Genomic DNA, 22358 nt, shown 5'->3' on the forward strand with positions numbered 1-22358 from the left:
GCCATGAAACAACTCCTTTGGGCGGTGACGGCTGCCTGCGCCTTTGGCGCTAACGCCGAACCTGTACGGACTTTCCTCACCACGGCCGACCAGCAGCACCTGCTGTCGCCGAGCGCGGTCACGGCGCCCGCCAGGGCCGACGCCGTCATCCGCATCCACCCCAAGCGCCAGCACCAACGCATCGCCGGCTTCGGCGCCGCCATCACCGAGGGCTCGGCTTGGCTGATCCGCCATGGCATGAGCGAGCCGCAGCGCGACGCGCTGATGCGCGAGCTGTTCACGCGTGAGAACGGTGGCGTCGGTTTCGAGCTGACGCGGCTGACCATCGGCGCGTCCGACTTCTCGCGCCGCCACTACAGCTTGGACGACATGCCGCCGGGCCAGACCGACCCGGAGCTGAAGCACTTCTCGCTCGACCCCGAGCGTGCCGACGTCATCCCCGCCGCGAAGCAGGCGCTGGCGCTCAACCCCCAGCTGCAGGTCATGGCCTCACCCTGGAGCGCGCCTGGCTGGATGAAGACGACCGACAGCCTCGTGCAGGGTCAGCTCAAGCCCGAGTTTTACGGCGCCTTTGCGAACTACATGGTTCGCTACGTCGAAGCGATGAAGGCCGAGGGCGTGCCCATCTTTGCACTGACGCTGCAGAACGAGCCGCACTTCGAGCCACCCGACTACCCCGGCATGCGCGTGCCGCCCGCCACCCGCGCGGCCGTCGTCGGCCAGCACCTCGGCCCGCTGCTGAAAGCCAAGGGACTGACGACGCAGCTGCTGGAGTGGGACCACAACTGGGACGAGCCCTGGAGCCCGCTGGCCATGCTGTCCGACGCGACGGCGCGCAAATACGTGTCGGGCGTGGCCTGGCACTGCTATGCCGGTGACGTGTCCGCGCAGTCGCAGGTGGCCCAGCATTTCCCCGAGCTGGACGTCTGGTTCACCGAATGCTCCGGCGGCGAATGGAAGCCGCAGTGGGCCGAGACGCTGCCGTGGATCACGCGCAACCTCATCATCGGCAGCACGCGCCACGGTGCACGCGGCGTGCTGATGTGGAACCTGGCGCTGGACCCGGCCTACGGCCCGCACCTGGGCGGCTGCAAGGACTGCCGCGGCGTCGTCACCATCGACCCCAAGACCGGTCAGGTCACCCGCAACATCGAGTACTACGCCTTCGGCCACGCCAGCCGCTTCGTGCATCAGGGCGCGCGGCGGGTCGACTCCACCGGCGAGGCAAAGGGGCTGGACCATGTCGCCTTCACCAACCCCGACGGCAGCACCGTCCTCATCGTCAGCAACTCCGGCAAGCAGGCGCGCCGCTTCACCGTGCAGGCGCCGGGCCAGCGCTTTGGCTATGAGTTGCCGTCCAGCGGCGTCGTGACCTTCACGTGGTGATGCGCGCGGCCCTGCGCTAAGCGCGGCTGGCCGCGCCCTAACGCGCCATCCACTCGCCCATGCGGATCGTGCCGCCGGGCTGCCAGGCCGGGTTGAACTGCAAGTTGCTCTTCTCGAACAGCATGACGACCGTGGAGCCCAGCAGGAAGCGGCCCATCTCGTCGCCCTGGGCCAACGTGACCTGGCCAGGGGTGTAATCCCATTCCCGCACCGGCCCGCGCCGATTGACGGGGCCGTGCCAGACGGTCGTCATGCTGCCGACGATGGTGGCGCCCACCAGCACCAGCACCCAGGTGCCGAGCGTGTCGTTCTCGAACACACAGACGACCCGCTCGTTGCGCGCGAACAGCCCCGGCACGCCGCGCGCCGTCGTCGGGTTCACCGAGAACAGCGCACCCGGCACATGCACCATGCGCACGAGCCGCCCGGCGGCGGGCATGTGGATGCGGTGATAGTCCTTGGGGCTGAGGTAGAGGTTGGCGAACAGGCCGTCCTGGAACTTGGCGGCCAGCTGCGCATCGCCACCGACCAGCGCCGTCGTCGAGAACGCCTGGCCCTTGGCCTGGAACACCTGGTCGCCCTGGATGCGCCCCACCTGGCTGATCGACCCGTCCACCGGGCAGATCAGCGGCGCCTCCGCCAGCGGCCTGGCGCCGGGCTTCAAGGCGCGCGTGAAGAAGTCGTTGAAGGTGGCGTAGGCCGTGATGTTCGGCTCGGCCGCCTCGGCCATGTTGACGCCGTAGCGCGCCACGAAGCGGCGGATCGTCGACGTCGTCACGCCGCCACGCGGCTTGCTCGCGATGCGCCCGGCCAGGCGCGTCATGGCGCCCTTGGGCATCAGGTATTGGGGTAGGACTTTGAGGCGGGACATAGCCGTGGAAGTGTACGAGTCGACAATTCGCGGGTATGCCGCTCCTGCACAGCTCCTTCTACCGTTTTACCCCGATGGCCGACCCGACAGCCTTCGCTGAATGGCTGCGCGAACGCGGCGCGGCGCTGGGCCTTGGCGGCGTCATGCTGGTGGCCGAGGAAGGCTTGAGCGCCGCCATCGCGGGCGAGGCCGATGCGGTCCACACCTTCGAGGCCGAACTGCAAGCCCAGGCCGGCCTCGCCGACCTGCACTTCAAGCACAACACCTGCGAGCGCCGGCCGTTCAGCCGGTTCAAGGTGTCGGTCAAGCGCGAGATCGTTGCCTTCGGCATCCCGGGCGTCAGCGGCGACGCGACGGACACGCACGTCAGCCCCCATCAATTCCGCGAACTGCTGGCCGACCCCGCCACCTTCGTGCTCGACAACCGCAACAGCTTCGAGTTCAAGCTCGGCCGTTTCCGCGGCGCCATCGACCCCGGCGTGGCCCACTTCCGCGACTTCCCGGCCTACGTCGAGGCGCACCGCGACGAGTGGCAGGGCAAGACCGTCGCGATGTACTGCACCGGCGGCATCCGCTGCGAGAAGACGGCGGCCTGGATGCAGCAGCGTGGCCTGAAGGTCGCCCAGCTGGACGGCGGCATCCTGAACTTCCTGGAGGCCTTCCCCGACGCGGCGGCCGATTGGGAAGGCGAGTGCTATGTCTTCGACAAGCGCATTGCCATCGACGCCGCCGGCCGCGAGACGGGCACGACGGCTGAGGCCGTGTTTAGCGATCCGGCCGACGCCTGGCGGCTGGCGCGGGCACGGCGGCTGGATCCCGAGGACGGCAAAGCCTGAGGCCCTCAGCGCGTTGCCGCATGCACCTTGTGCGCGACGGACAGCAAGCGCGAACTCAGCCGCAGGCCGGCGCGTTCTGCGCCGTCGAGCAGCACATCGAAACGCACGCGCGCGCCAACGACCAGGAAGTGAATGACGCTGCCGCGCGGAGGCGGCTCACCGGACTCACCCTCGCTGACAAGCAACAGCCCGTGCCGCGCGCTGGCCGACTCGCCCTGAGCCAGGAACAGCAGGTGCAGGCCCGGCGTGGCATCGGCCGCGCGCACGCGCCGCACCTCCACCGGTCGCGCCTGCACCATGCGTCCCTGTACGCCCTGGCGCAGCTCGTCGAGCATGGCTTCAGAGCCCTGCACGCCGATGACAAAGGGCGCTTGCGCAGCGCCCAGCGCGCCGTCGGGCCAGTCCACATAGGCCGTGAACTTGTAGAGGAACTCGGCCTTAATGCGCACCTCGCCGCCGCCATCGTCGGTCTGGGCGCGGCTCGTGCCGCCCGTCAGCAGGCCCAGTGCGAGGGCCAGCAGTGGCCGGCGCCGGGCCTCAGTCACGGTGTCCAACGCAGTTGCGCGTAGGCCTCGGGCCCGAAGACCCGGCGGCCCGGCGCCGCATTGGCCTCGGCATGACGGCCTTGCAGCAGGTTGCGGCCGCCCAGCGTCAGCATCAGCGTGGGCGTGGCACGCCAGCCATAGTTGAAGTCCAGCACGGTGTAGGCGGGCACGGCCGGCAGCGGCAGCGCGGCAACGTGGCGCAGCGCCACGTCCAGCTCATGGCGTTCCGCCGGCTGCAGCGTGGCGCGCAGCTGCCATTGCTGCGGCGGATCGTTGCCCAGCGCGGACGGCCCCACCGGGTCGGAGCTGCCCGGCTGCACGGCCAGGTTCTGCTCCAGACGGTTGAAGCCGGCGCTCAGCCGCAGCCAGGGCTGCGGCTGCCAGTGTCCCCAGGCTTCCAGGCCCCAGCTGTTGCCGGCGATCATGTTCTGCACCATGGCATTGGGCGCCGGCTGGCCGCTGCGCAGCCCTTGCCAGTCGTGGTGATACAGCGTCAGCGCATAGCTCACCGTGCTGCTCGGCTGGCCGCGGTGGCCCAGTTCGACAACGCGCGCCACCTCCGACTTGAAGCCGGCCCCGCCCGCGATGATGAAGGGCGGTTTGGGCGGCACGCGCAGGTCGCGGTCCAGCCGGGCCGGCGCGCGCACCGCCCGCGACAGCGAGGCCCACCACTGCCAGCGTGCCGATGGCGACCAGGCCACACTCAGCGACGGCAGCGTCTCCCAGCCCGTGTAGTCGTTGTGCTCGAACTTCGTGCCGGCCGTCAGCCGCCAGCCGTCCGCCAGGTGCAGTTCGTCCTGCACGAACAGGTTCTGCCACTGCTGCGTCGCGCGTTCGGGTACGAAGCCGAACACCAGCCCCGGCGCGAGGTGGTCGCGCGAGCTGCGCCAGCCGCCGCCCCAGTCGATCTGGTGCGCGCCCCAGGTCAGGCTGTGCTGCGCCTCCAGGTCCTGCACCGTGAAGCTCGGGCTGTACAGGATCGCGTCCTCACGCTCCACATGGTCGTAGTAGGCCTGCACGCGCAACCGTGAGCCGCCGTCCAGCCCGCCGGTCCAGCGCGCCAGCAGGTTCTCGCCCGACGTGCGCACACCGCCGAAGTTCCGTGCGCCACTCAGGCGGTCTGCCGTGTCGCCGCGGTAGACGTCGCCCTGCACCGTCAGCCCGTCCTCGCCGCTCAGCCAGTCGGCGCGCCAGCCCAGCTGCCATCGGTGCGACCTGTCCGTCACGGCCACGCCGGCTTCGGTCTCGCTGGCATCGCGCTGCTGCAGCTTCGCGTAGGCGCGCCAGTGGCCTTGCAGCGGCAGCTCGCCGCCGTGGCGCAGTGCGGCCGAGCGCTCGTCCGCACCGGCATCGACGCGCAGCAGCAGCCCCGTGTCCGCTGCCGGCCGGCGGATGATGTTGATCACCCCATTGACCGCGTTCGTGCCCCAGACGCTGCCGCCCGGGCCGCTGATGACCTCGATGCGGGCGACGTCGTCCAGCAGCACGTCCTGCTGATCCCATTGCACGCCGGAGAAATAAGGCGCGTAGACCGTTCGGCCGTCGATCAGCACCAGCAGCTTGTTGCCCACCGAGTTATTGAAGCCCCGTGCGCTGATGGCGTACTGGGTGGCATCGGTCCGCGCGACCTGCAGGTTGGGCGCCAGTTGCAGCGCCTCGGGCAGGCTGCGCGCGCCGGAGCGCCGTATCGCGTCTGCCGTGATCACGTACAGCGAGGCCGGCACCTGCGCGAGCTTCTCGCGGCGCCGCGATACCGAGCTGATTTCCACGTTGGACAGCTGCTCCAGCGACAGCTGGCTCAAATCCTGCGCCGCCGCAGGGGCGGCGGCCAGCAGCGCCAGCACGACGCCGCCGCCGCAAGTTCGGCGGCGGGTGGGGCGAGGCTTGTCCTCGTCAGTTGGCTGGCGCACGGATCACCTCCCGGTCGTTTTCGGGTCTGAGATGACCCGGGCCCCTCGTGTCAGCATAACAACGCCGTCCGTGGGATGCGGCGGCCGATTCGGGAGGCGAGTGCGATGTCTTCGACAAGCGCATTGCCATCGACGCCATCGACGCCACCGGCCGCAAGACGGGCACGGCGGCGGACGCTGTCTTCAGCGATCCGGCCCGCGCCTGGCGGCTGGCGCGGGTGCGGCGGCTGGATCCCGCCGAATCCTGAGGGTGCGCCTGTTCACGCCGGCACGACGTCGGGCATCGCTGAAGACGCGGGCGCCGGCATCGCCCGCGCCACATCCAGCACCTGGCCGCCCTTGACCTGCACCACCCGCTGCGCCCCGGCAATCGTCTCCGGCCGATGGGCAATGATCAGCCGCGTCAACTGGACGTGCGCAATGGCCGCTGTCACCGCGCGCTCATTGGCGATGTCCAGGTGGCTGGTCGCCTCGTCCAGCGCCAGCACGCGCGGCTGCTTGTAGAGCGCCCGGGCCAGCAGCAGGCGCTGCTTCTGCCCGCCCGACAGGCCCGAGCCCAGGTCACCCACCAGCGTCTCGTAACCCATGGGCATGCGGCAGATGTCGTCGTGCAACTGGGCCATCTGCGCGCAGGTCTGGACGCGCTCCCGGTCCGGCTGCACATCGAAGAAGGCGATGTTGTCGGCCAGGCTGCCGGTCAGCAGCACGTCCTCCTGCATCACCGTGCCGACCTGGCGGCGGAAGTTCTGGATGCCGATGTGCTGCACCCGCTGGCCGCCGTAGAGTACCTCGCCCTCAGTAGGCTTGAGCAGGCCCAGCGCGATTTTCAGCAGCGTCGTCTTGCCCGCACCCGAGGCGCCCACCACGGCCACGCTTTCGCCGGCTTCGACGCGGAAGTTGGCATCCTTCAGGATCCACGGCTCACCCTCGCCGTAGCGGAAGCTCACGTTGCGCAGTTCGATGCTGGGCACGAGGTGCGTGAGCTCGCTGTGCGGCACTTCGTCCTTCTCGGGCGGCTCGAGGCAGATGTCGGCCAGCCGCTCGGCGTGCAGGTTCAGCATCTTCAGCTCCACCGCGTAGTTGATGAGAGCCGACACGCGGCTGGCGAACTGCGTCTTGTAGCTAAGGAAGGCGAACAGCATGCCGATGGTCATGCCCGCGCCCGAACTGGCACCGCCGCCCGTCATGCCGTTCATGATGAGCCTGGCACCCAGCCACAGCACCAGCAGGTTCTCCAGGCCGAAGATGAAGGTGCTGGCGGTGGAGAAGCCCATGCCCATCTTGGCTGTTCGCACGTCTCGATTCTGTACTTCCACGATGAGGTTCTGCCAGCGTGCGCGACGCTCCTCTTCGCGACCGAAGAGCTTTAATGGTGTGATGGCGCGCAGGGTTTCAATGAAGTGCGTGTTCTCCTTGGCGGCCATGATTAGCCGTTCGGCCGCCGCGTTGCGGAACGGCGCATACGAGATCCAGCGCAGCAGGCCATACAGCGCCACTGCGCCCGCCGTCACCGCCGCGAGCGTGGGTGCGTAGATCAACATCATCACTAACGCAGCCAACGCCATTAGCCCGTCCAGCACGGCTTCGATGACCGCCGTGGTGAGCGTCTTCTGGATGGCCTGCACGGCACCGAAGCGCGACGTGATGTCGCCGAGATGGCGTTTCTCGAAGAAGGCGACAGGCAATTTCACGAGGTGGCTGAACACGTTGCCAGCCCACTGCAAAGCCAGCGTCTGACTCAACACGATCACCATCCATGAGCGCGCCAGACCAATCAGCGTCTGCGCCAGCAGCAGTAGCGCGAAGCCCAGTGCCAGCACGGTCAGCAGGTCGCGATCGCCCGAGGTCAGCACTTCGTCCACGACCATTTGCTGAAACAGCGGCGCGACGATGGCAAAGAGTTCCAGCACGACGGCCACGCCGAGGATCTGCGACAGCGAACGCCTGAGGCCCGTGACCTTGCCGGTCAGTGCGGACAGACTCACGCGCGGGGCAGGCGCCTGGGTCTTGAATTCCGCAGTGGGGCTCAGTTCCAACGCTACGCCAGTGAAATGCTGCGAGACCTCGGTCAGCGTCAGCCGGCGCTCGCCGACAGCGGGGTCGAGGATGGTGATGTTCTTGCGCCCAACCTCTTTGAGGACGACGAAATGGTTAAGGTCCCAATGCAGTATGCAGGGGAGTTGCAGCTTGTCCATTTCGCCAAGATCAAGGCGAAATGCACGAGATGACAAGCCAATATTGGCGGCTTGAGCAATCAGCTGCCTGAGATTGACGCCTTTGAGCGAGGCGGGAAAGCGGTGGCGTAGCTCCGAGATTTCATATGCCTGACCGTGAGCGCTGCAAACCATCGCCAAGCTTGCCAGCGCGCACTCAGAAGATTCGGACTGAAGAACGGTTTTCATCGTGCAAACTTGTTGGCGCGTCGCGCACGTTGCGTGAAGGACTGTTTGTCAGTCGGCTTCTGAAATCTGTGGGGCGTCAAATATTTCTATCACTCTTTGAATTGAAAAATCAAATATTATTGAAAGCGAGATGCGTAAAGAGGTTGGAGGTTTTCTGCCGCAGTCCAAGAGTGCCAATCAGAGCTTCTCCGGTAATTTAGGTTCTATATGGATATATTCTATTTGGCAAAATCTTATTTACAGTCAATGCAGGATGCGATGCTAAAGCTTCCCGTAGATCATGAAATTCCCGGCAGCCAGGTCGATAGGGAATAATTATCTGCAGCGGGAAGATCATTGCTGAAGTTGCAATCTCATTTTGTCTTTATGCTGCTATGGAACGCTGGTCGCGGTGTTGCCTACATTCCTATTCGTTAGGATGGCGGTCTTCTGGATCGAAAACGTAAACCTTAAGCGACGATCCAATAAAAATAACGCGACCATAAAGACCATTGCGAATGCTCCGTGTGAGTATTTCCAAGCTTCGCCGTACGAAGTCAGGCCGTTAGCCGGGACGGCGCGCAGGTTGGTGAATACAATGGCAATAAGATTCCATGCGCAGTGAAACAGAATTGCTGGCGTCAGCGATTTGCATAGTTGAACTATATAAAATAGGCATGCCGCCCAGCCCGCGTAAAATAAAACAATGGTGGGGTCGAAGCTGCGGGTATGAAAGGCTGCGAATATGAGCCCCTGCAGTGCGGCGGCAAACCTAGTTGATTTGGTTTTATTTAGCAGCACTGTCGATAAATAGCCTCTGAGCAATATCTCTTCCAAAATTGGTGCGACAGCCACAAATAAAATAATTTTTTCAATGCTTGTGCCGTTGTATTGAAAGCATGCTCTATAACTTCCCGTTAGAATAAGGCAGGTTAGGCTGGACCATAGTGCAGAGGTTGCGGCACCCAGTACTGTCAGCGCCACGACGGCCTTCACGGGTACACTAATTTTAGGTGCATTCAATGATGAACGCTCTGAGCCTCGGCAATACGCAGCGACTAAAGCGGCACAGAGAATCGCCATCAGCATCGATTGTTCCGTCCATTCCGGAAATGCGCGGCTGAGAACGGCCGCCGCACCCGCCATGGCGAGCACATAAACAAGCGGGAAGAGGAGTTGTCTCATGGCGGCTATTCATTCATTGCGCAGACTACGTCCTGCGAATCGCGAATTGCGCGAAAAGGGGGATTCCCCCCTCTTCAGTTGCACATTAGTCGCACTGGGAGCCATTGGATAGTGGCTTGCCGGTGATCGCTTCGACGATCAGGTTGGCCAAGCAGTACATGGCGCTCGGGCCATCTGAGCCACTGTCAGCCGGAGGTTCGCCATACGAATTCGTGCCGGGCGGCCGCGTAGCTGCCGCATCGCCACCGAAAATTTCGTCCATTTGGGAAATAGAGATAGTCTTCATCATATATAAACAAGAATGGTCAAATCGTTTGACCGCCGATCCCGCACAAGATTGGCATTTTATGTGCCTTGGCGAGGAATAATGACGAGGCAACTACATGTTTGGTCGCCTGCTAGTTGTGATGGCAATGATTGGTTCAAGCAGCCATTCCCAAATTTTCCGACTTTCTTGACGCACGTCAGCGTCGAGACTCATACCAGCGCTCAGTAATGTGCGGTGGCCATATGTTTGTACCGTCTGTTCGCGCAAGCGCACGGTTATTCGATACAGGGGCTCGTTGGCGTTTGATTTGGCTAGCAGGGCTTGTGACTGACCTGCGGGTAGGTCTTGTGGGGCGATTGGGCTCTGACTAACCGCGATGACTTCGCCTTGGGCCATGCCGAACTTCTGGTATGGGAAGGGCGCATACCGCAGCCAGGCGGTTTGCCCCGGATGGATGAAGCCCGCCGTGCGGCTAGGCGCAAAGAGTTGAGCTTGCAATTTGGCTGGATCAGAGGTGTCCGGGCTGGCCGCCGTCGGCACCAGGCTCACCAGCGTTTGCCCCGTCTGCACCGCTTGGCCTGCGCCCAGCGTCAACGCACTGACCCGGCCCGCGTGCGGGGCGGCGAGCGTCAGGCCGTTGCGGCTATCGGCTTCGGCAGCTTCCTGGGTGAGGGTGGCGAGACTGCGGTCCAACTGGGCTAGGCTGGTTTGCGCCTGGTTGTCCAGCGCCTGTCGGTCCGCGCGGGCGGCCTGCAGGTCCCGCTGCAACGCCTGCAGGTTGCGCTCGGCGTTGCGCTGGCGCAGTTGCAGGTCCAGCAGCTCTTCCTGCTTTTGCTGTACCTGGGCGGCGGCAACAAAGCCATCCTGCGCCAGTTGCTCCTGGCGCTCCACGCTTTTCTGCGCCAGTTGCAATCGCAGGCGATGGGTGTCCAGTTCGGACAAAGCTTGACGTTCCTCGGCCTGCAGGTTCTGCAGTCGCTGCTGTAGCGTCTCCTGCCGTTGGCGCAGGTTTTGTTCGGTGAGCCGGCGCTCGGTTTCCAGGCTGGCGCGGCGAGCAGCGAGCGCCTGGGCCGTCAGCAGCGCTGCGTCGCCCTGCGCGGTAACGCGCTCGGCCTTGATACGAAGCAGAGTTTGGCCAGCGGCAACCTCGTCACCTTCGCGCACTAGCACTTCCGCAATGGTGCCGGTCTGCGGCGCGGCGACGTTGAGCAGGCCGCCCACCGGCAACAGCACCCCATGCACGGTGGCTTTGCGGGTGACTTCGCCCCAGCAGGCAAACGCGATCAGCGCGGCAGCCATGGCCAGCGAAGCGCCGGTAACGACGCTGAAGCTCAGCGGCCGCCCGATGCGGATGCTGCCCAGCCACTGGGCCTGGCGGGCCTGCAAGACTTCGGGGCGAAACAGCGGCAGGGCTGCCGCAGGTGAAGCGGGTGCGTCGGCCAATGTCTGCGAAGCGGTGGGAGCTTGCACGGGGGGAGTGGTGGGTAAGCCTGTCCCACAACGCTTGCGGGTGCGGTATGGCGTTGACGTTAGTTCGGCCCCCCAGCGAAGTCCTGACCAACTTCTGACCGACGGTGGCGACCTCGCGTTTTGGGAATAGTCACGCGGCGCGGCCCGCACGAACTTCCGCCCCTCGGGTTGCCAGCGGTTGGTGCAATCAACCGTCAAGAGCCGGGCCCCTCTGTCAAATGGGGACAATCACCGCTTCACCCGGAATCCCTACCCATGTCCCACCTGATCGTCCACGGCGGCACGCCCCTTTCGGGCCGCATCACTCCCTCGGCCAACAAGAACGCCGTCCTGCCCATCCTGTGCGCGACGCTGCTGACCAAGCAGCCCGTGCGCCTGCGCGGCGTGCCGGAGATCACCGACGTGAAGAAGATCGTCGAGGTCTTCCGCAAGCTCGGCTCGCAGGTCGAGCTGGACTTCAAGACCGGCATCCTCGACGTCCATCACCGCGACACTCACTTCGACCCGGCCACGGACCGCCTGCCCGAGGAGATGCGCTCGTCCATCATGCTGGTGCCCGGCCTGATGGCCCGCTTCGGCGCGGCGCGCATCGAGGATGACGTCAAGGGCTGCACGCTCGGTGCGCGCGAGATCGACCCGCATGTGGAGGTCTTCCAGCGCTTCGGCGCCAGCGTCGAGCGCCATCCCGACGGCCTGGTGGTGCGGGTGGTGCATCAGGCGGATGAGGAAGGCCACAGTGGCCGGCTGCTCGCCAACGACCACTGGACCGACTACGCCTCCGTCACGACAACCGAGAACTTCGTGTTGTGCGCAGCGCTGGCCGACGGCGTGTCCACGCTGACCAACGCCGCGAGCGAGCCGCATGTGCAGGAGTTCTGCAACTTCATGTCGCTGCTGGGCGCCAGGATCGAAGGCCACGGCACGTCCAAGCTGAAGATCACCGGCGTGCAGGATCTCGGCGGCGCCGACTACACCTTCACCGAAGATTTCCACGAGATCGTCACCTTCCTGGCCCTGGGCGCCATCACCGGCGGCAATGTGCAGGTCAAGAACGGCGCGCCGGAGATGTTCCCGCTGCTGGACCGCACCTTCGCGAAGTTCGGCGTGCAGATCGTGCACGAAGACGGCTGGAGCCGCTGCGTGACGGACGGGCCCCTGAAGGTGAAGGAACCCTTCACGCGCAACATCCTGCAGAAGGTGGAAGCCGCGCCCTGGCCCTATGTGCCGGTGGACCTGCTGCCCATCTTCGTGGCGCTGGGCGTCAAGGCCGAGGGCAGCGTGTTGTTCTGGAACAAGGTCTACGACGGTGCGATGGGCTGGACGAGCGAGCTTGCCAAGTTCGGCGGCCATGCCTTCCTGTCGGACCCGCACCGCATGATCACCTTCGGCGGCAAGCCGCTGAGCCCGGCCGAGGTCGAGAGCCCGTACATCATCCGCGTCGCCATCGCGCTGCTGATGGTGGCGGCCAGCATCCCGGGCAAGAGCGTGATCAAGAACGCGACGCCGATCCGCCGCGCCCACCCGAACTTCGTCGAGCACATCGGCGAGCTGGGCGCGCGCATGGAGTGGGTGGAAGGCGACTGAGCATGCGCCGGGTCTGGGCCCTGGCGGCCCTGCTGTTGGCGGTGGCCGCGCAGGCCGACACCATCCGCTGGGTGGCGCAGGACGTGCCGCCGCACTTCAGCTTCGTGCAGGGCCATGCGCCGCGCAGCATCGCCGAGCTGGGCCATGGCGAGGTGGACGGCTTCATGCGCGTGCTGCTGGCGCGCATGCCCGAGTCCCAGCATGAGTTCGTCGAAGCCAGCACGGCGCGCTACGAGGCGCTGAGCCGAAGCGGCGAGACGCTCTGCTCCACGCTGCACGCGCGCACGCCGGCACGTTCGAGCTGGCTTTACTTCTCGCACCTCTATCCGCCGCTGGCCTCGCGCGAGATCCACGTCATCGTGCGGCGCGATGCGCTGGCCCAGCTGTACGGCGGCCGGCCGCAGGATGGCCGGCTGGTGCTGGCCGACCTGGTCAAGCGCCGGGAGCTGCGCCTGCTGCTGGCACGCGACCGCTCCTTCGGCCCGCAGCTCGACAAGGCGCTGGCGGCTGAAGTGGTGCCACGCCTGGCCGTTGGGGCCCAGCTCAGCGGCCAGTTGCTGGAGATGCTGCGCGCCGGCCGCATGGACTACACGCTGGAGTACCCGGCCGTCGTCAGGGACTACCTCAGGCGCGTCGGCGACCCTGATGCCCTCGTCGCGCTGCCTGTGGCGGAGGGGCGCAGCACGCTGCTGGCCACCGTGTCCTGCAGCCGCACGCCGGAGGGCCGCCGCCACATCGAGGCCATCGACGCCGCCGTGCGGGCGCTGGCGATCGAGCCCGACCGCGCGGCCTGGGTGCGCGGGTGGCGTGGCGACAAGGTCGACCCGGCCGACATGAAGCGCCTCAACGCCTACATGGATGAGCGCGCCCGCAGCGGCCCGCGCATCGAGTAACCCCAACTCCGGCAGTGGACCGCTTCCCATGACGCAACCTCTGGATCGCTTCGACACGCGGTGGCCTTCTCTCGCCGCAGTGGCTCCGACGGCGAACGCTGCGCACCCGCTGGACGTGCGCTTCGGGCCGCTGGCAGCCTTGCTTCTCCTCGCGGGCGTGCGCCCACAGCGTCGGCGCGCCTTGCCCGCGACCCGCTTCGCCCGCCCCTCGGGCGCGGCCCACCGCCGGAGTTAGGGTGGCCCGTCCCCCCAAACCTGATCTGCCGCTGCGCGACGGGGTCGGCGCCAGTGCCGTCTTCTGCCCGCCCGGGCCGTGGGCGACGGTGCTGGCCTTCCTCGCCGAGCGCCTGCCGCGCGTGGCGGACTGGCCCGAGCGCCTCGCCCGGGGCGACGTCGTCGACGAGGCCGGCCACGCCGTCGACACCGGCTACCGGCCCAACCGCCGCGTCTTCTACTGGCGCTACCTCGAAGCCGAGACCGTCGTGCCCTTCGAGGAGCGCATCGTCTTCCAGGACGAGCACCTGCTCGTGGCCGACAAGCCGCATTTCCTGCCCGTCACGCCCAGCGGCCTCTACGCGCGGCAGACGCTGATGGCCCGCCTGCGCCACAGCACCGGCCTGGCCGACCTCATCCCCGTGCACCGGCTGGACCGCGAGACGGCCGGCCTGGTCGTCTTCTGCGTGCGGCCCGGGGAGCGCGACGCCTATCACCAGCTGTTCCGCGACCGCGCCGTGGCCAAGGTCTACGAGGCCATCGCTCGCTTCAGCGACGGCCCCTGGCCGCGCGTCGTGCGGCACCGGCTGGAGGAGCCCGACGGCGAGAAGTTCCTGCAGATGCAGGTCGTCGACGGCGAGCCCAATGCCGAGACGCGCATCGACCTGGTCGAAGCGCTGCCCGGTGAACTGGCGCGTTATGAGCTGCGTCCGCGCACGGGCGCTCGGCACCAGCTGCGCGCGCAGATGAATGCGCTCGGCCTGCCCATCGTCGGCGACCGCGTCTACCCGGTGCTGCAGCCGCACGAGAACCCGCCCCGCTTCGACGCGCCACTGCAGCTCGTCGCGCGCGAGATCGGGTTCACCGACCCCATCACCGGCGAGTTGCGGCGGTTTTCGCGCGGGCTTTCAAGTGGCAGCGCGACAATCGCGCCGCCATGAGCAGCCCCCCGACCGATCCTCAAGCCCAAGTCCTGGAGCTGCGCCGCCAGCTGCAGTCCTTGCTGGACGCGGCCCATGCCAACGAGCGCAAGCTGGACCGCTTCGACGCGCTGGAGCATCGCCTCATCGCCGTGGGCTCGATGGAGGAGCTGGTCAACCTGCTGCTCGTCGAATGCCGTACTGACTTCGGCCTGGATGCGGCCGAACTCTGGCTGCTCGATCCCGATGGCGAACTGAGCCGCGCGTTGCCCAGCCTGCCCACGGCCAAGGCGCCGCGGCTGCTGGACAGTCACGCACCGCTGAAGGACCTGTTCGGCGCGGCGCGCGTGACCCGCCTCGTCGGCCCGGGCCATGACGAAGCCGTGGTGGCCAAGGCCTTCGGCGAGCGCACGCTGGTTCGCTCGGCGGCGTTGCTGCCGCTGATCCGCCAGGGCCTGTTGATCGGCAGCCTGCATTTCGGCTCGCGCGACCCCGAGCGTTATGACGCCACCTCGGGCACCAAGTTCCTGGAACGCCTGTCGGCCATCGCGGCCGTCACCATCGAGAGCATGCTCAACCGCGAGCGCCTGCGCCGCGCCGGCATGACCGACGGCCTGACCGGCGTGCACAACCGCCGCTACTTCGACCACCGCAGCCTCATCGAGTTCAGCCAGGCCGTGCGCCACCGCTACCCGCTGGCCTGCCTGTTCCTGGACATCGACCACTTCAAGGCCATCAACGACGGCCACGGCCACCTGGTGGGCGACGAGGTGCTGCGACAGGTCGGCGGCCTCATCCTGCGCTCGCTGCGCACCGGCGACCTGGCCGCGCGCTACGGCGGCGAGGAGTTCGTCGTGCTGCTGCCTCGCACTGACCTGGCCGGTGCCCGCGAGGTGGCCGAGCGCATCCGCATGACGGTGCAGGACGCGCCCTTCGTGAGCCCCGAGGGCGGCACCGTCAGCGCCACGTTGTCCGCCGGCCTGGCCATGCTGCCGGCCGGTGCGGTGAGCTTTGCCGAGCTGCTGAGCGCCGCCGACCGGGCGCTCTACAGCGCCAAGCGCGCCGGGCGCAACCGCACGGTGTCGGCGGACGACGCGGAAAAAATCAACGCAGCGCCTGCGGCTACACCGTGAATATGTCGCCGTCTCGGGGGCTTTCGAGCGCGGCGCTCAATGATCGGCCATGACTTCAGACGGGCGCGCAATAACAATTGCCGCCAATGAAGACCCTGTCACCCCTCCTCATTGCTTTTGTCCTCGTGCTCGGCCCTGTCGCCACCGCCGAGGCCGGCCCGACGCTGGAGCGCATCCGGTCCAGCGGGCGCATCGTGCTCGGGCACCGCGAGTCGTCCGTGCCCTTCAGCTATGTGCTGCCTGACGGCCGGCCCGTTGGCTATGCGGTGGATCTGTGCCTCAAGATCGTGGAGGCTGTGCACAAGAAGTTGAAGGTGAGGTCGCTGACGCCGCAGTTCGTGTCCGTCACGCCGGCCAACCGCATCCAGATGGTGATGGAGGGCAAGGTCGACATGGAGTGCGGCTCCACCACCAACAATGCCGAGCGCCGCGAGAAGGTCGCTTTCACCGTGCCGCACTACATCACCGGCGCGCGCTATCTCGTCAAGGTCGACGGCGGCATCGCCGAGCTGGCCCAGTTCGAGAGCAAGACCATGGTGTCCACCAAAGGCACCACGGCGATGAAGGCCATCACCGTGGCCAACAACGAGCGCGCGCTGCGCATCAACCTTGTCGAGGCACCAGACCATGCCAAGGCCATGGAAATGCTCGCCGCCGGCCAGGCCGACGGTTTCGTCATGGACGATGTGCTGCTCTACGGCATCGTCGCCGGGCGGCCCGACGCGGCCAAGTTCCGCGTCGTCGGCAAGTTCCTCACCATCGAGCCGCTGTCCATCGTGCTGCCCAAGAACGATCCCGAACTCAAGGCCATCGTCGACGAGGAGATGATTCGCCTCATCGCCAGCCGTGAGGCGCACGCGATCTACGAACGCTGGTTCATGAAGCCCATCCCGCCCAAGAACACGGCGCTGAACCTGCCGATGAACTATCTGCTCAAGGACTTCTGGAAGTACCCGTCCGATCAAGTTCCTTTCTGATCGACTTGGCCTCGGCCAACCCCCGAGGTTCCCGCACTGCACAACGCGCGGTGAGCCTGTGACAATTCGTGGCGTTGCCTGCGCCACCGATGAGCACTGATTCCCTCGCCGAACCCATCGGCCACGCCGTGCCACGCCGCCTCGGTTCACTGCGGCGGCGGCTGACGCTGGGCCTGCCGGTGCTGACCGGCGTCATCGTTGCGATCTTCGAATGGAGCCAGGGCGGTTTTGACGCGCCGCGCGAGAGCCTGGCGAGCATGGCCTGGCTGGTGCTGCTGCTCAGTGCGGGCCAACTGCTACTCGTCGAGGCCCTGCTGCTGAGGCCGCTGCGCCGGCTCGCGGCCGGCTGCGAGGCCATGGAGTCGGCCCCCGTGCCGCTGACGCCGGAGGAAGCCACGCCCGCCCCGGGTCTGGCCGCCGAGCTCGACCGCATCGGCCATGCGATGCGCCGCGCGCGCGGCTCGCTGTGGCAGCAGGACCAGCACGCCCGCGAGCTGCGCCGTGAACTGACCCAGCAACGCCTGCTGCTGGAGCAAGCCCAGACGGCGCTGGAGGCCAACCAGCGCGAGCTGGCCAGCCTGGCGCGCACCGATGCGCTGACCGGCATTGCCAACCCGAACGCCTTCGACGAAGCGTTGCGCCGCGAGTTCAAGCGCGCCCAGCGCCAGCGCGGCCTGCTGGCCCTGGCCGTGCTGGACCTGGACGAGTTCAAGCGGTTCAACCAGCAGCACGGCACGGCCGTGGGCGACGCGGCCTTGCAGTGCGTGGCGACCCTGCTGAACGAACGCTTCAAGCGCGACACCGACGTCGTCGCCCGCCTGGGCGGCGAGGAGTTCGTCGCGCTGCTGCCCGGCTTCGGCATGGCCGAGGCCCAGGGCGTGCTGGAACTGCTGCGCGAGGACCTGCGCGCGTTGCGACTGCCTGATGGTGAAGGCCACCTGACGCTGAGCATCGGCCTCGCCGCGCTCAGCCCGGCTCACCCCTACCTGAGCGCCCAGGCGCTGATGCAGGCGGCCGACGAGGCGCTCTACATCGCCAAGCACGCCGGAAGAGACCGGCTCAGCCTCGCCGCCTGAAACTCAGCGGCCGTGTTCTTGGGCGGCCAGCAACTGCTCGTTCACGCGGCGTGCCGCGCGCAGCACCAGCGTCTCGTCCAGCTGCGCCTGCGGCGCGATCCGGCTGGCCACCTCGTCGAGCATCTCGGGGTGGATCAGCAGTGCCCAGGCCACGGTGGAGATGGCGGCAACACTGCGGCGGGCCAGGCTTTCGGGCATGATCATCGAGCCCTGAATCTCGACGTGGTGGCGCACGCTGGCCACGGCGGCGGGCGCCAGCCCCCAGCTCTCGCACAGCGCGGCGCCCAGCGCGTCATGACTGACGCCAAAGGCCGTCTTCTCCAGCTCCACCAACTCGGCATCGCGCGGGGCGGCGCGCAGCATGGCGGGGTAGTGCGTCGGCGCGTGGCGGTAGAGCACGGCCTTGCCGCATTCCTCGAACAGGCCGGCCGAGTGCGCGGCCCACGGGTCCACACCCAGCATCTGGCCCATGCGGCCCATCAGCAGACCGCGCTGCGAGGCGCGCGACCACACCGACTCCAGTTCCGCCGCCGCCGGGAAGGCGGCGCGCAGGCCCATCTCGAAGGTGATGGCCGCAACCTCGCGCATGCCCAGATACGTCAGCGCCTGGTGCACCGTCTGCACGCGGCCGCGCAGGCCGTACAGCGACGAGTTGACCGCCTTCATGACGGCTGCGGCCAGGGCCATGTCCGTCTCGACCAGCCCCGACATGGCCTGCAGGTCGATGTCTTCGGCCGCCATCAGCAGCGAGAGCTTGACCAGGACCTCGGGCTGGGTCGGGATCTCGATGTCCAGGTTGCGAAGTTGCGGATCGACGGGCATGGTGAGTTGAGGCGCTAGGGGAGGCTTGATGGTAGATCAGCGGAAGAAGGCATCCCAGGCTGTTTTGAGGATGAGCGCGCCGACGACCGTGACGAAAACGCCGCGCACGAAACCCGCGCCATGCTTGAGCGCCAGGCGCGTGCCGATCAGGCTGCCGGCGAGGTTGGTCACGGCCATCACCGCCGCCACCTGCCACCAGATATAGCCCTTGCTGACGAAGAGCGTGATCGCGAACGCATTGGTCAGCAGGTTCATCAACTTGGCCGTGGCCGAGGCATGCAGGAAGTCGTAGCCCAGCACACGCACGAACAGAAAGACGAAGAAGCTGCCCGTGCCGGGCCCGAAGAAGCCGTCGTAGAAACCCACGGTCAGCGCAATGGCGCCGGCAGCAAAAGCCTCGGCGCGGCCGGCAAAGCGCGGCTTGTGCTCGCGGCCCAGGTCCTTCTTGGCCAGCGTGTAGACGAACACCGCCAGCAGCACCAGCGGCAGCGCCTTGCGCAGCCCGTCGGCGCTGACGAGGGTGAGCACCCAGGCGCCGGTGAAGCTGCCCAGGCCGGCCAGCAAGGCGGCGGGCATCAAGCGGCGCCACGGCAGGGAGACGCGCTTCGCGTACTGCAGCGTCGCCCAGCCCGTGCCCCAGATGGCTGCAGCCTTATTCGTGCCCATCAACGTGGCGGGCGCGGCGTTCGGGAATGTGCTGAACAGCGCCGGCGTGAGGACCAGGCCGCCGCCGCCCGCCACCGCGTCGATGAATCCCGCGAGCAGGGAGGCGAGGGCGACGATGGCGAGGTCGAGCATTTCTGGATTCGATCAACGGGGCGGCCGTAGTGTCCTGCTCGGGCCGAGCGCCGGGCTGCCAAGGGCCAGAGGCCCTTGGCCTGTCGTAGGCACAAGCAGTCCGCAGGGACTGCTTGTGTCCGACTCCAGTTCACCAAGCCGGCCCGTCTGGCGATGTGCTCGCGGCTCAACGCCGCAAGCATCGCCGTCCCCTTGGGGGCTTCGGCCGGACACATTGCGCCCAGTGGGCGCGATGTGCCTGCCGAAGAGTTGCGGCGCCTGCCGCAGCGCGGTCTGCAAGACCGACCAGACACGCCCGCGTTCAGCGGCGCGGGACTGGGCGAGGGGCTCACCCTTTCGCGGCGGCCTTCTTCGCAGGCGCCTTCTTGGCCGCCGGTGCCTTGGCACCCGGTTTGGCGGCGCGCGGTTCGAACTCGAAGATGACCTTGCCTTCCTTCTTGTCGTAGGCCAGGAAGGCCTTGAACTTGCGCCGCGTCTTGTTGGAGACGAAGTTCTCCATCAGGTCGGTCTTGCCGGTGGCCAGCAGCTTCGTCACCTGGGCCGGCTCGATGGGCTGGGTCAGGATGACCTTGCCAGTCTTGAAGTCGCAGGTGACCGTCTCGCCGACCGAACGCTCGCAGACGTAGTTGGCGCCGTGCTCGTAGACATGGCCCGCGCACTTGGGGCAGGCGCCCAGCGAGGCCTGGGCCGAGAAGTCCACCGGCTCGCCGTCGCCCTCGGCCTTCTTGGCGTCCTCGCCGAAGTCGAACTCCAGCTTCCAGTTGGCGATCTCTTCGTCGTAGACCAGCGCCAGCTCGGCCGTGAACGGCCAGCCCGCCTTGGAGCGGAAGCCCTCCAGCGGGCCGATCTTCTTGTTGGCCAGGAAGGTCTCGACCTCGTTCAACTCGAAGCTGCGCCCGCCGGGGATCTTGCCGATGGAGAAACCGCAGGCGTCGCTGCCGTCGCCGTGCTTGCCGGTGCAGGTGAAGCGGCGGTAGTTCTCCTTCACCACGCCGCCGCACTTGGGGCAGGGCGTCTTCAGCGTCGCGTAGTCGCCGGGGATGGTGTCGCGGTCATAGCCCTTGGCCTTGGCGACCATCTTCTCGGTCATGGCCGCGATCTCGGCCATGAAGACCTCGCGGCTCAGCTTGCCCTTCTCCATCTGGGCCAGCTTGAACTCCCAGTCGCCGGTCAGGTCGGGCTGGGTCAGGTCGGCCACCTCCAGGCCGCGCAGCAACGTCATCAGCTGGAAGGCCTTGGCCGTCGGGATCAGCTCGCGGCCTTCGCGCAGCATGTACTTCTCGCTGATCAGGCCTTCGATGGTGGCCGCGCGCGTGGCGGGCGTGCCCAGGCCCTTCTCGGCCATGGCCTCGCGCAGCTCGTCGTCGTCGATGAGTTTGCCGGCGCCTTCCATGGCGCTCAGCAGCGTCGCTTCCGTGTAGCGCGCGGGCGGCTTGGTCTGCAGGGCCTTCACGTCGACGCTCTCGGTGCGCACGACCTCGCCGGTGTTCACCGGCACGAGGTTGGCGTCCTCGTCGTCCACGTCCTTGCCGTAGACGGCCAGCCAGCCCGGCTTCACCAGCACCTTGCCGTTGGTCTGGAAATGGTGCGTGTCCACTTTAGAGATGCGCGTCGTGACCAGGAATTCGGCCGGCGGGAAGAACACACCGAGGAAGCGCTTGACGACCATGTCGTAGAGCTTGGCCTCGATCTCGGTCAGGCTCTTGGGCGCCTGCAGCGTCGGGATGATGGCGAAGTGATCCGACACCTTGGCGTTGTCGAACACCTTCTTGGTGGGCTTGATGTAGCCCTCTTTCAGCGCCGTGGCCGCGTGCTTCGACAGCGCAGCCAGCGGGCCGGGCAGGTCCTCGGTGGCCAGCATCTTGGCGGTGTCCTTGGCCACGGCGACGTAGTCCTCCGGCAGGAAGCGCGAGTCCGTCCGCGGGTAGGTCAGCACCTTGTGCTTCTCATACAGCGCCTGGGCGATGGACAACGTCGTCTTGGCCGAGAAGCCGAAGCGCGAGTTGGCCTCGCGCTGCAGCGTCGTCAGGTCGTAGAGGCCGCCGCAGCTGGTCGTGCTGGGCTTGCTTTCCTCGGTGACCGCTGCCGGCTTGCCCAGTACCGCCTTGGCGATGGCCTCGGCATCGGCCGCGTTCCACATGCGGTCGGCGCGGCGTTCGAGGTCGTCGTTCTTCTTCCACGCCGGGTCGAACCACTTGCCTTCGTACTGGCCGGCCTGGGCGTCGAAGTTGGCGCGCAGCTCCCAATAGTCGCGCGAGACATGCTTGCGGATCTTCTCTTCACGCTCGACGACGACCGACAGCGTCGGCGTCTGCACGCGGCCCACGGTGGTGAGGAAGAAGCCGCCGTCGCGCGAGTTGAAGGCCGTCATGGCGCGCGTGCCGTTGATGCCCACCAGCCAGTCGGCCTCGGAGCGGCAGCGTGCGGCGTCGGCCAGCGGCAGCATCTGCTCGTCGCTGCGCAGCTTGGTGAAGCCGTCGCGGATGGCGGCCGGCGTCATCGACTGCAGCCACAGCCGCTGGATGGGCTTGTTCAACGGGCCCTTGGCCGGCGTCGCGTACTGTTCAATCAGCCGGAAGATCAACTCGCCCTCGCGGCCCGCGTCGCAGGCGTTGATCAGCGCCGTCACGTCCTTGCGGCGGATCAGCTTGGAGAGCGCGTTGAGCCGGCCCTTGTTCTTGTCGATGGGATTGAGGTCGAAGTGCGGCGGGATGACGGGCAGGTTGTTGAAGCTCCACTTGCCGCGCTTGACGTCGAACTCCTCCGGCGCCGCAATCTCGACGAGGTGGCCCACCGCCGAGCTGACCACGTACTGCTCGTTCTCGAAATGGTCGTCGTGCTTGTCGAACTTGCCCGCCACAGGCGTCAGCGCGCGGACGATGTCCTGCGCGACGGAGGGCTTCTCGGCAATGATCAGAGTCTTGCTCATCGGTCTTTCAATCGGTTGTCAGTTCATCTTCCGGGCCGAGCGCCGGGCCGCCCCAAGCGGGCCCGTCAGGCGATGTACGCCTTGGACGAGGGACCTCATTCTTGCTGCCTACAATCCGGGCCTCGCGCGCATGCCTACGCACATGCCTACGCACATGCCTA

Annotated in this window: 17 protein-coding genes; 8 read left to right on the forward strand and 9 right to left on the reverse strand. The window is 66.8% G+C overall.

All coding sequences use genetic code 11. The features are described from left to right. Nucleotides 1-3 precede the first annotated feature (3 nt). The gene (locus tag ABIS05_RS18760; RefSeq protein ID WP_348011754.1) at nucleotides 4-1386 is read left to right on the forward strand and encodes a glycoside hydrolase family 30 beta sandwich domain-containing protein; all 1383 of its coding nucleotides are present in this window, start codon (nucleotides 4-6) and stop codon (nucleotides 1384-1386) included. A gap of 37 nt (nucleotides 1387-1423) precedes the next feature. On the opposite strand, the gene asd is transcribed toward ABIS05_RS18760, so the two are convergent. Beyond that, nucleotides 1424-2257: an archaetidylserine decarboxylase gene (gene asd, locus ABIS05_RS18765; RefSeq protein ID WP_348011755.1), complete on the reverse strand. Its 834-nt coding sequence runs from the start codon at nucleotides 2255-2257 to the stop codon at nucleotides 1424-1426. A 35-nt stretch (nucleotides 2258-2292) separates the two neighbouring features. On the opposite strand from asd, the gene ABIS05_RS18770 reads away from it, so the two are divergent. After that, entirely contained in the window at nucleotides 2293-3093 is an 801-nt protein-coding gene (locus tag ABIS05_RS18770; RefSeq protein WP_348011756.1) for a rhodanese-like domain-containing protein, read from the forward strand. A gap of 5 nt (nucleotides 3094-3098) precedes the next feature. On the opposite strand, the gene ABIS05_RS18775 is transcribed toward ABIS05_RS18770, so the two are convergent. The 5 genes from ABIS05_RS18775 to ABIS05_RS18795 all read right to left on the reverse strand — a co-directional run bounded on the left by ABIS05_RS18775 (nucleotide 3099) and on the right by ABIS05_RS18795 (nucleotide 10852). Further along, nucleotides 3099-3638 (reverse strand): YfiR family protein, encoded by a 540-nt coding sequence (locus ABIS05_RS18775; protein WP_348011831.1) that lies wholly within the window; start codon nucleotides 3636-3638, stop codon nucleotides 3099-3101. Next, on the reverse strand, nucleotides 3635-5548 hold the full coding sequence (locus tag ABIS05_RS18780) for a TonB-dependent receptor domain-containing protein (protein ID WP_348011757.1): 1914 nt from the start codon (nucleotides 5546-5548) through the stop codon (nucleotides 3635-3637). The genes ABIS05_RS18775 and ABIS05_RS18780 overlap by 4 nt, the downstream gene beginning before the upstream one ends. A 260-nt stretch (nucleotides 5549-5808) precedes the next feature. Continuing rightward, nucleotides 5809-7950, reverse strand: a complete 2142-nt coding sequence (locus ABIS05_RS18785; protein ID WP_348011758.1) for a peptidase domain-containing ABC transporter — start codon at nucleotides 7948-7950, stop codon at nucleotides 5809-5811. Nucleotides 7951-8322: 372 nt separating this feature from the next. Next, nucleotides 8323-9114: a CPBP family intramembrane glutamic endopeptidase gene (locus ABIS05_RS18790; protein WP_348011759.1), complete on the reverse strand. Its 792-nt coding sequence runs from the start codon at nucleotides 9112-9114 to the stop codon at nucleotides 8323-8325. 379 nt (nucleotides 9115-9493) lie between these two features. Then, nucleotides 9494-10852, reverse strand: a complete 1359-nt coding sequence (locus ABIS05_RS18795; RefSeq protein WP_348011761.1) for an HlyD family efflux transporter periplasmic adaptor subunit — start codon at nucleotides 10850-10852, stop codon at nucleotides 9494-9496. A 255-nt stretch (nucleotides 10853-11107) separates the two neighbouring features. Here ABIS05_RS18795 and ABIS05_RS18800 point away from each other — a divergent pair, with 255 nt between their 5' ends. The 6 genes from ABIS05_RS18800 (at nucleotide 11108) to ABIS05_RS18825 (ending at nucleotide 17648) form a co-directional block, all read left to right on the forward strand. Continuing rightward, complete coding sequence (locus tag ABIS05_RS18800) at nucleotides 11108-12436, forward strand: UDP-N-acetylglucosamine 1-carboxyvinyltransferase (RefSeq protein WP_348011762.1); 1329 nt, start codon at nucleotides 11108-11110, stop codon at nucleotides 12434-12436. 2 nt (nucleotides 12437-12438) lie between these two features. Continuing rightward, a complete protein-coding gene (locus ABIS05_RS18805) occupies nucleotides 12439-13329 on the forward strand; it encodes a hypothetical protein (RefSeq protein WP_348011763.1) in 891 nt (296 codons plus the stop codon). A gap of 236 nt (nucleotides 13330-13565) precedes the next feature. Beyond that, entirely contained in the window at nucleotides 13566-14483 is a 918-nt protein-coding gene (locus ABIS05_RS18810; RefSeq protein ID WP_348011764.1) for a pseudouridine synthase, read from the forward strand. Further along, nucleotides 14480-15595 carry a DUF484 family protein gene (locus ABIS05_RS18815; RefSeq protein ID WP_348011765.1) on the forward strand — a complete coding sequence of 372 codons (1116 nt, stop codon included), beginning with the start codon at nucleotides 14480-14482 and terminating at the stop codon, nucleotides 15593-15595. The genes ABIS05_RS18810 and ABIS05_RS18815 overlap by 4 nt, the downstream gene beginning before the upstream one ends. An 86-nt stretch (nucleotides 15596-15681) precedes the next feature. Then, entirely contained in the window at nucleotides 15682-16572 is an 891-nt protein-coding gene (locus ABIS05_RS18820) for an amino acid ABC transporter substrate-binding protein (RefSeq protein ID WP_348011766.1), read from the forward strand. A gap of 89 nt (nucleotides 16573-16661) precedes the next feature. After that, complete coding sequence (locus ABIS05_RS18825; protein WP_348011767.1) at nucleotides 16662-17648, forward strand: GGDEF domain-containing protein; 987 nt, start codon at nucleotides 16662-16664, stop codon at nucleotides 17646-17648. A gap of 3 nt (nucleotides 17649-17651) precedes the next feature. Here the strand turns inward: ABIS05_RS18825 and ABIS05_RS18830 are convergent, their stop codons facing one another. The 3 genes from ABIS05_RS18830 to ABIS05_RS18840 all read right to left on the reverse strand — a co-directional run bounded on the left by ABIS05_RS18830 (nucleotide 17652) and on the right by ABIS05_RS18840 (nucleotide 22197). After that, complete coding sequence (locus ABIS05_RS18830; protein ID WP_348011768.1) at nucleotides 17652-18470, reverse strand: HDOD domain-containing protein; 819 nt, start codon at nucleotides 18468-18470, stop codon at nucleotides 17652-17654. A 36-nt stretch (nucleotides 18471-18506) separates the two neighbouring features. Beyond that, entirely contained in the window at nucleotides 18507-19268 is a 762-nt protein-coding gene (locus ABIS05_RS18835) for a TSUP family transporter (protein WP_348011769.1), read from the reverse strand. Nucleotides 19269-19596: 328 nt separating this feature from the next. Beyond that, nucleotides 19597-22197 carry a DNA topoisomerase III gene (locus ABIS05_RS18840; protein ID WP_348011770.1) on the reverse strand — a complete coding sequence of 867 codons (2601 nt, stop codon included), beginning with the start codon at nucleotides 22195-22197 and terminating at the stop codon, nucleotides 19597-19599. Between the last annotated feature and the right edge of the window lie 161 nt (nucleotides 22198-22358).

It is taken from the genome of Roseateles sp. (assembly GCF_039929605.1).
GTDB lineage: Bacteria > Pseudomonadota > Gammaproteobacteria > Burkholderiales > Burkholderiaceae_C > Pelomonas.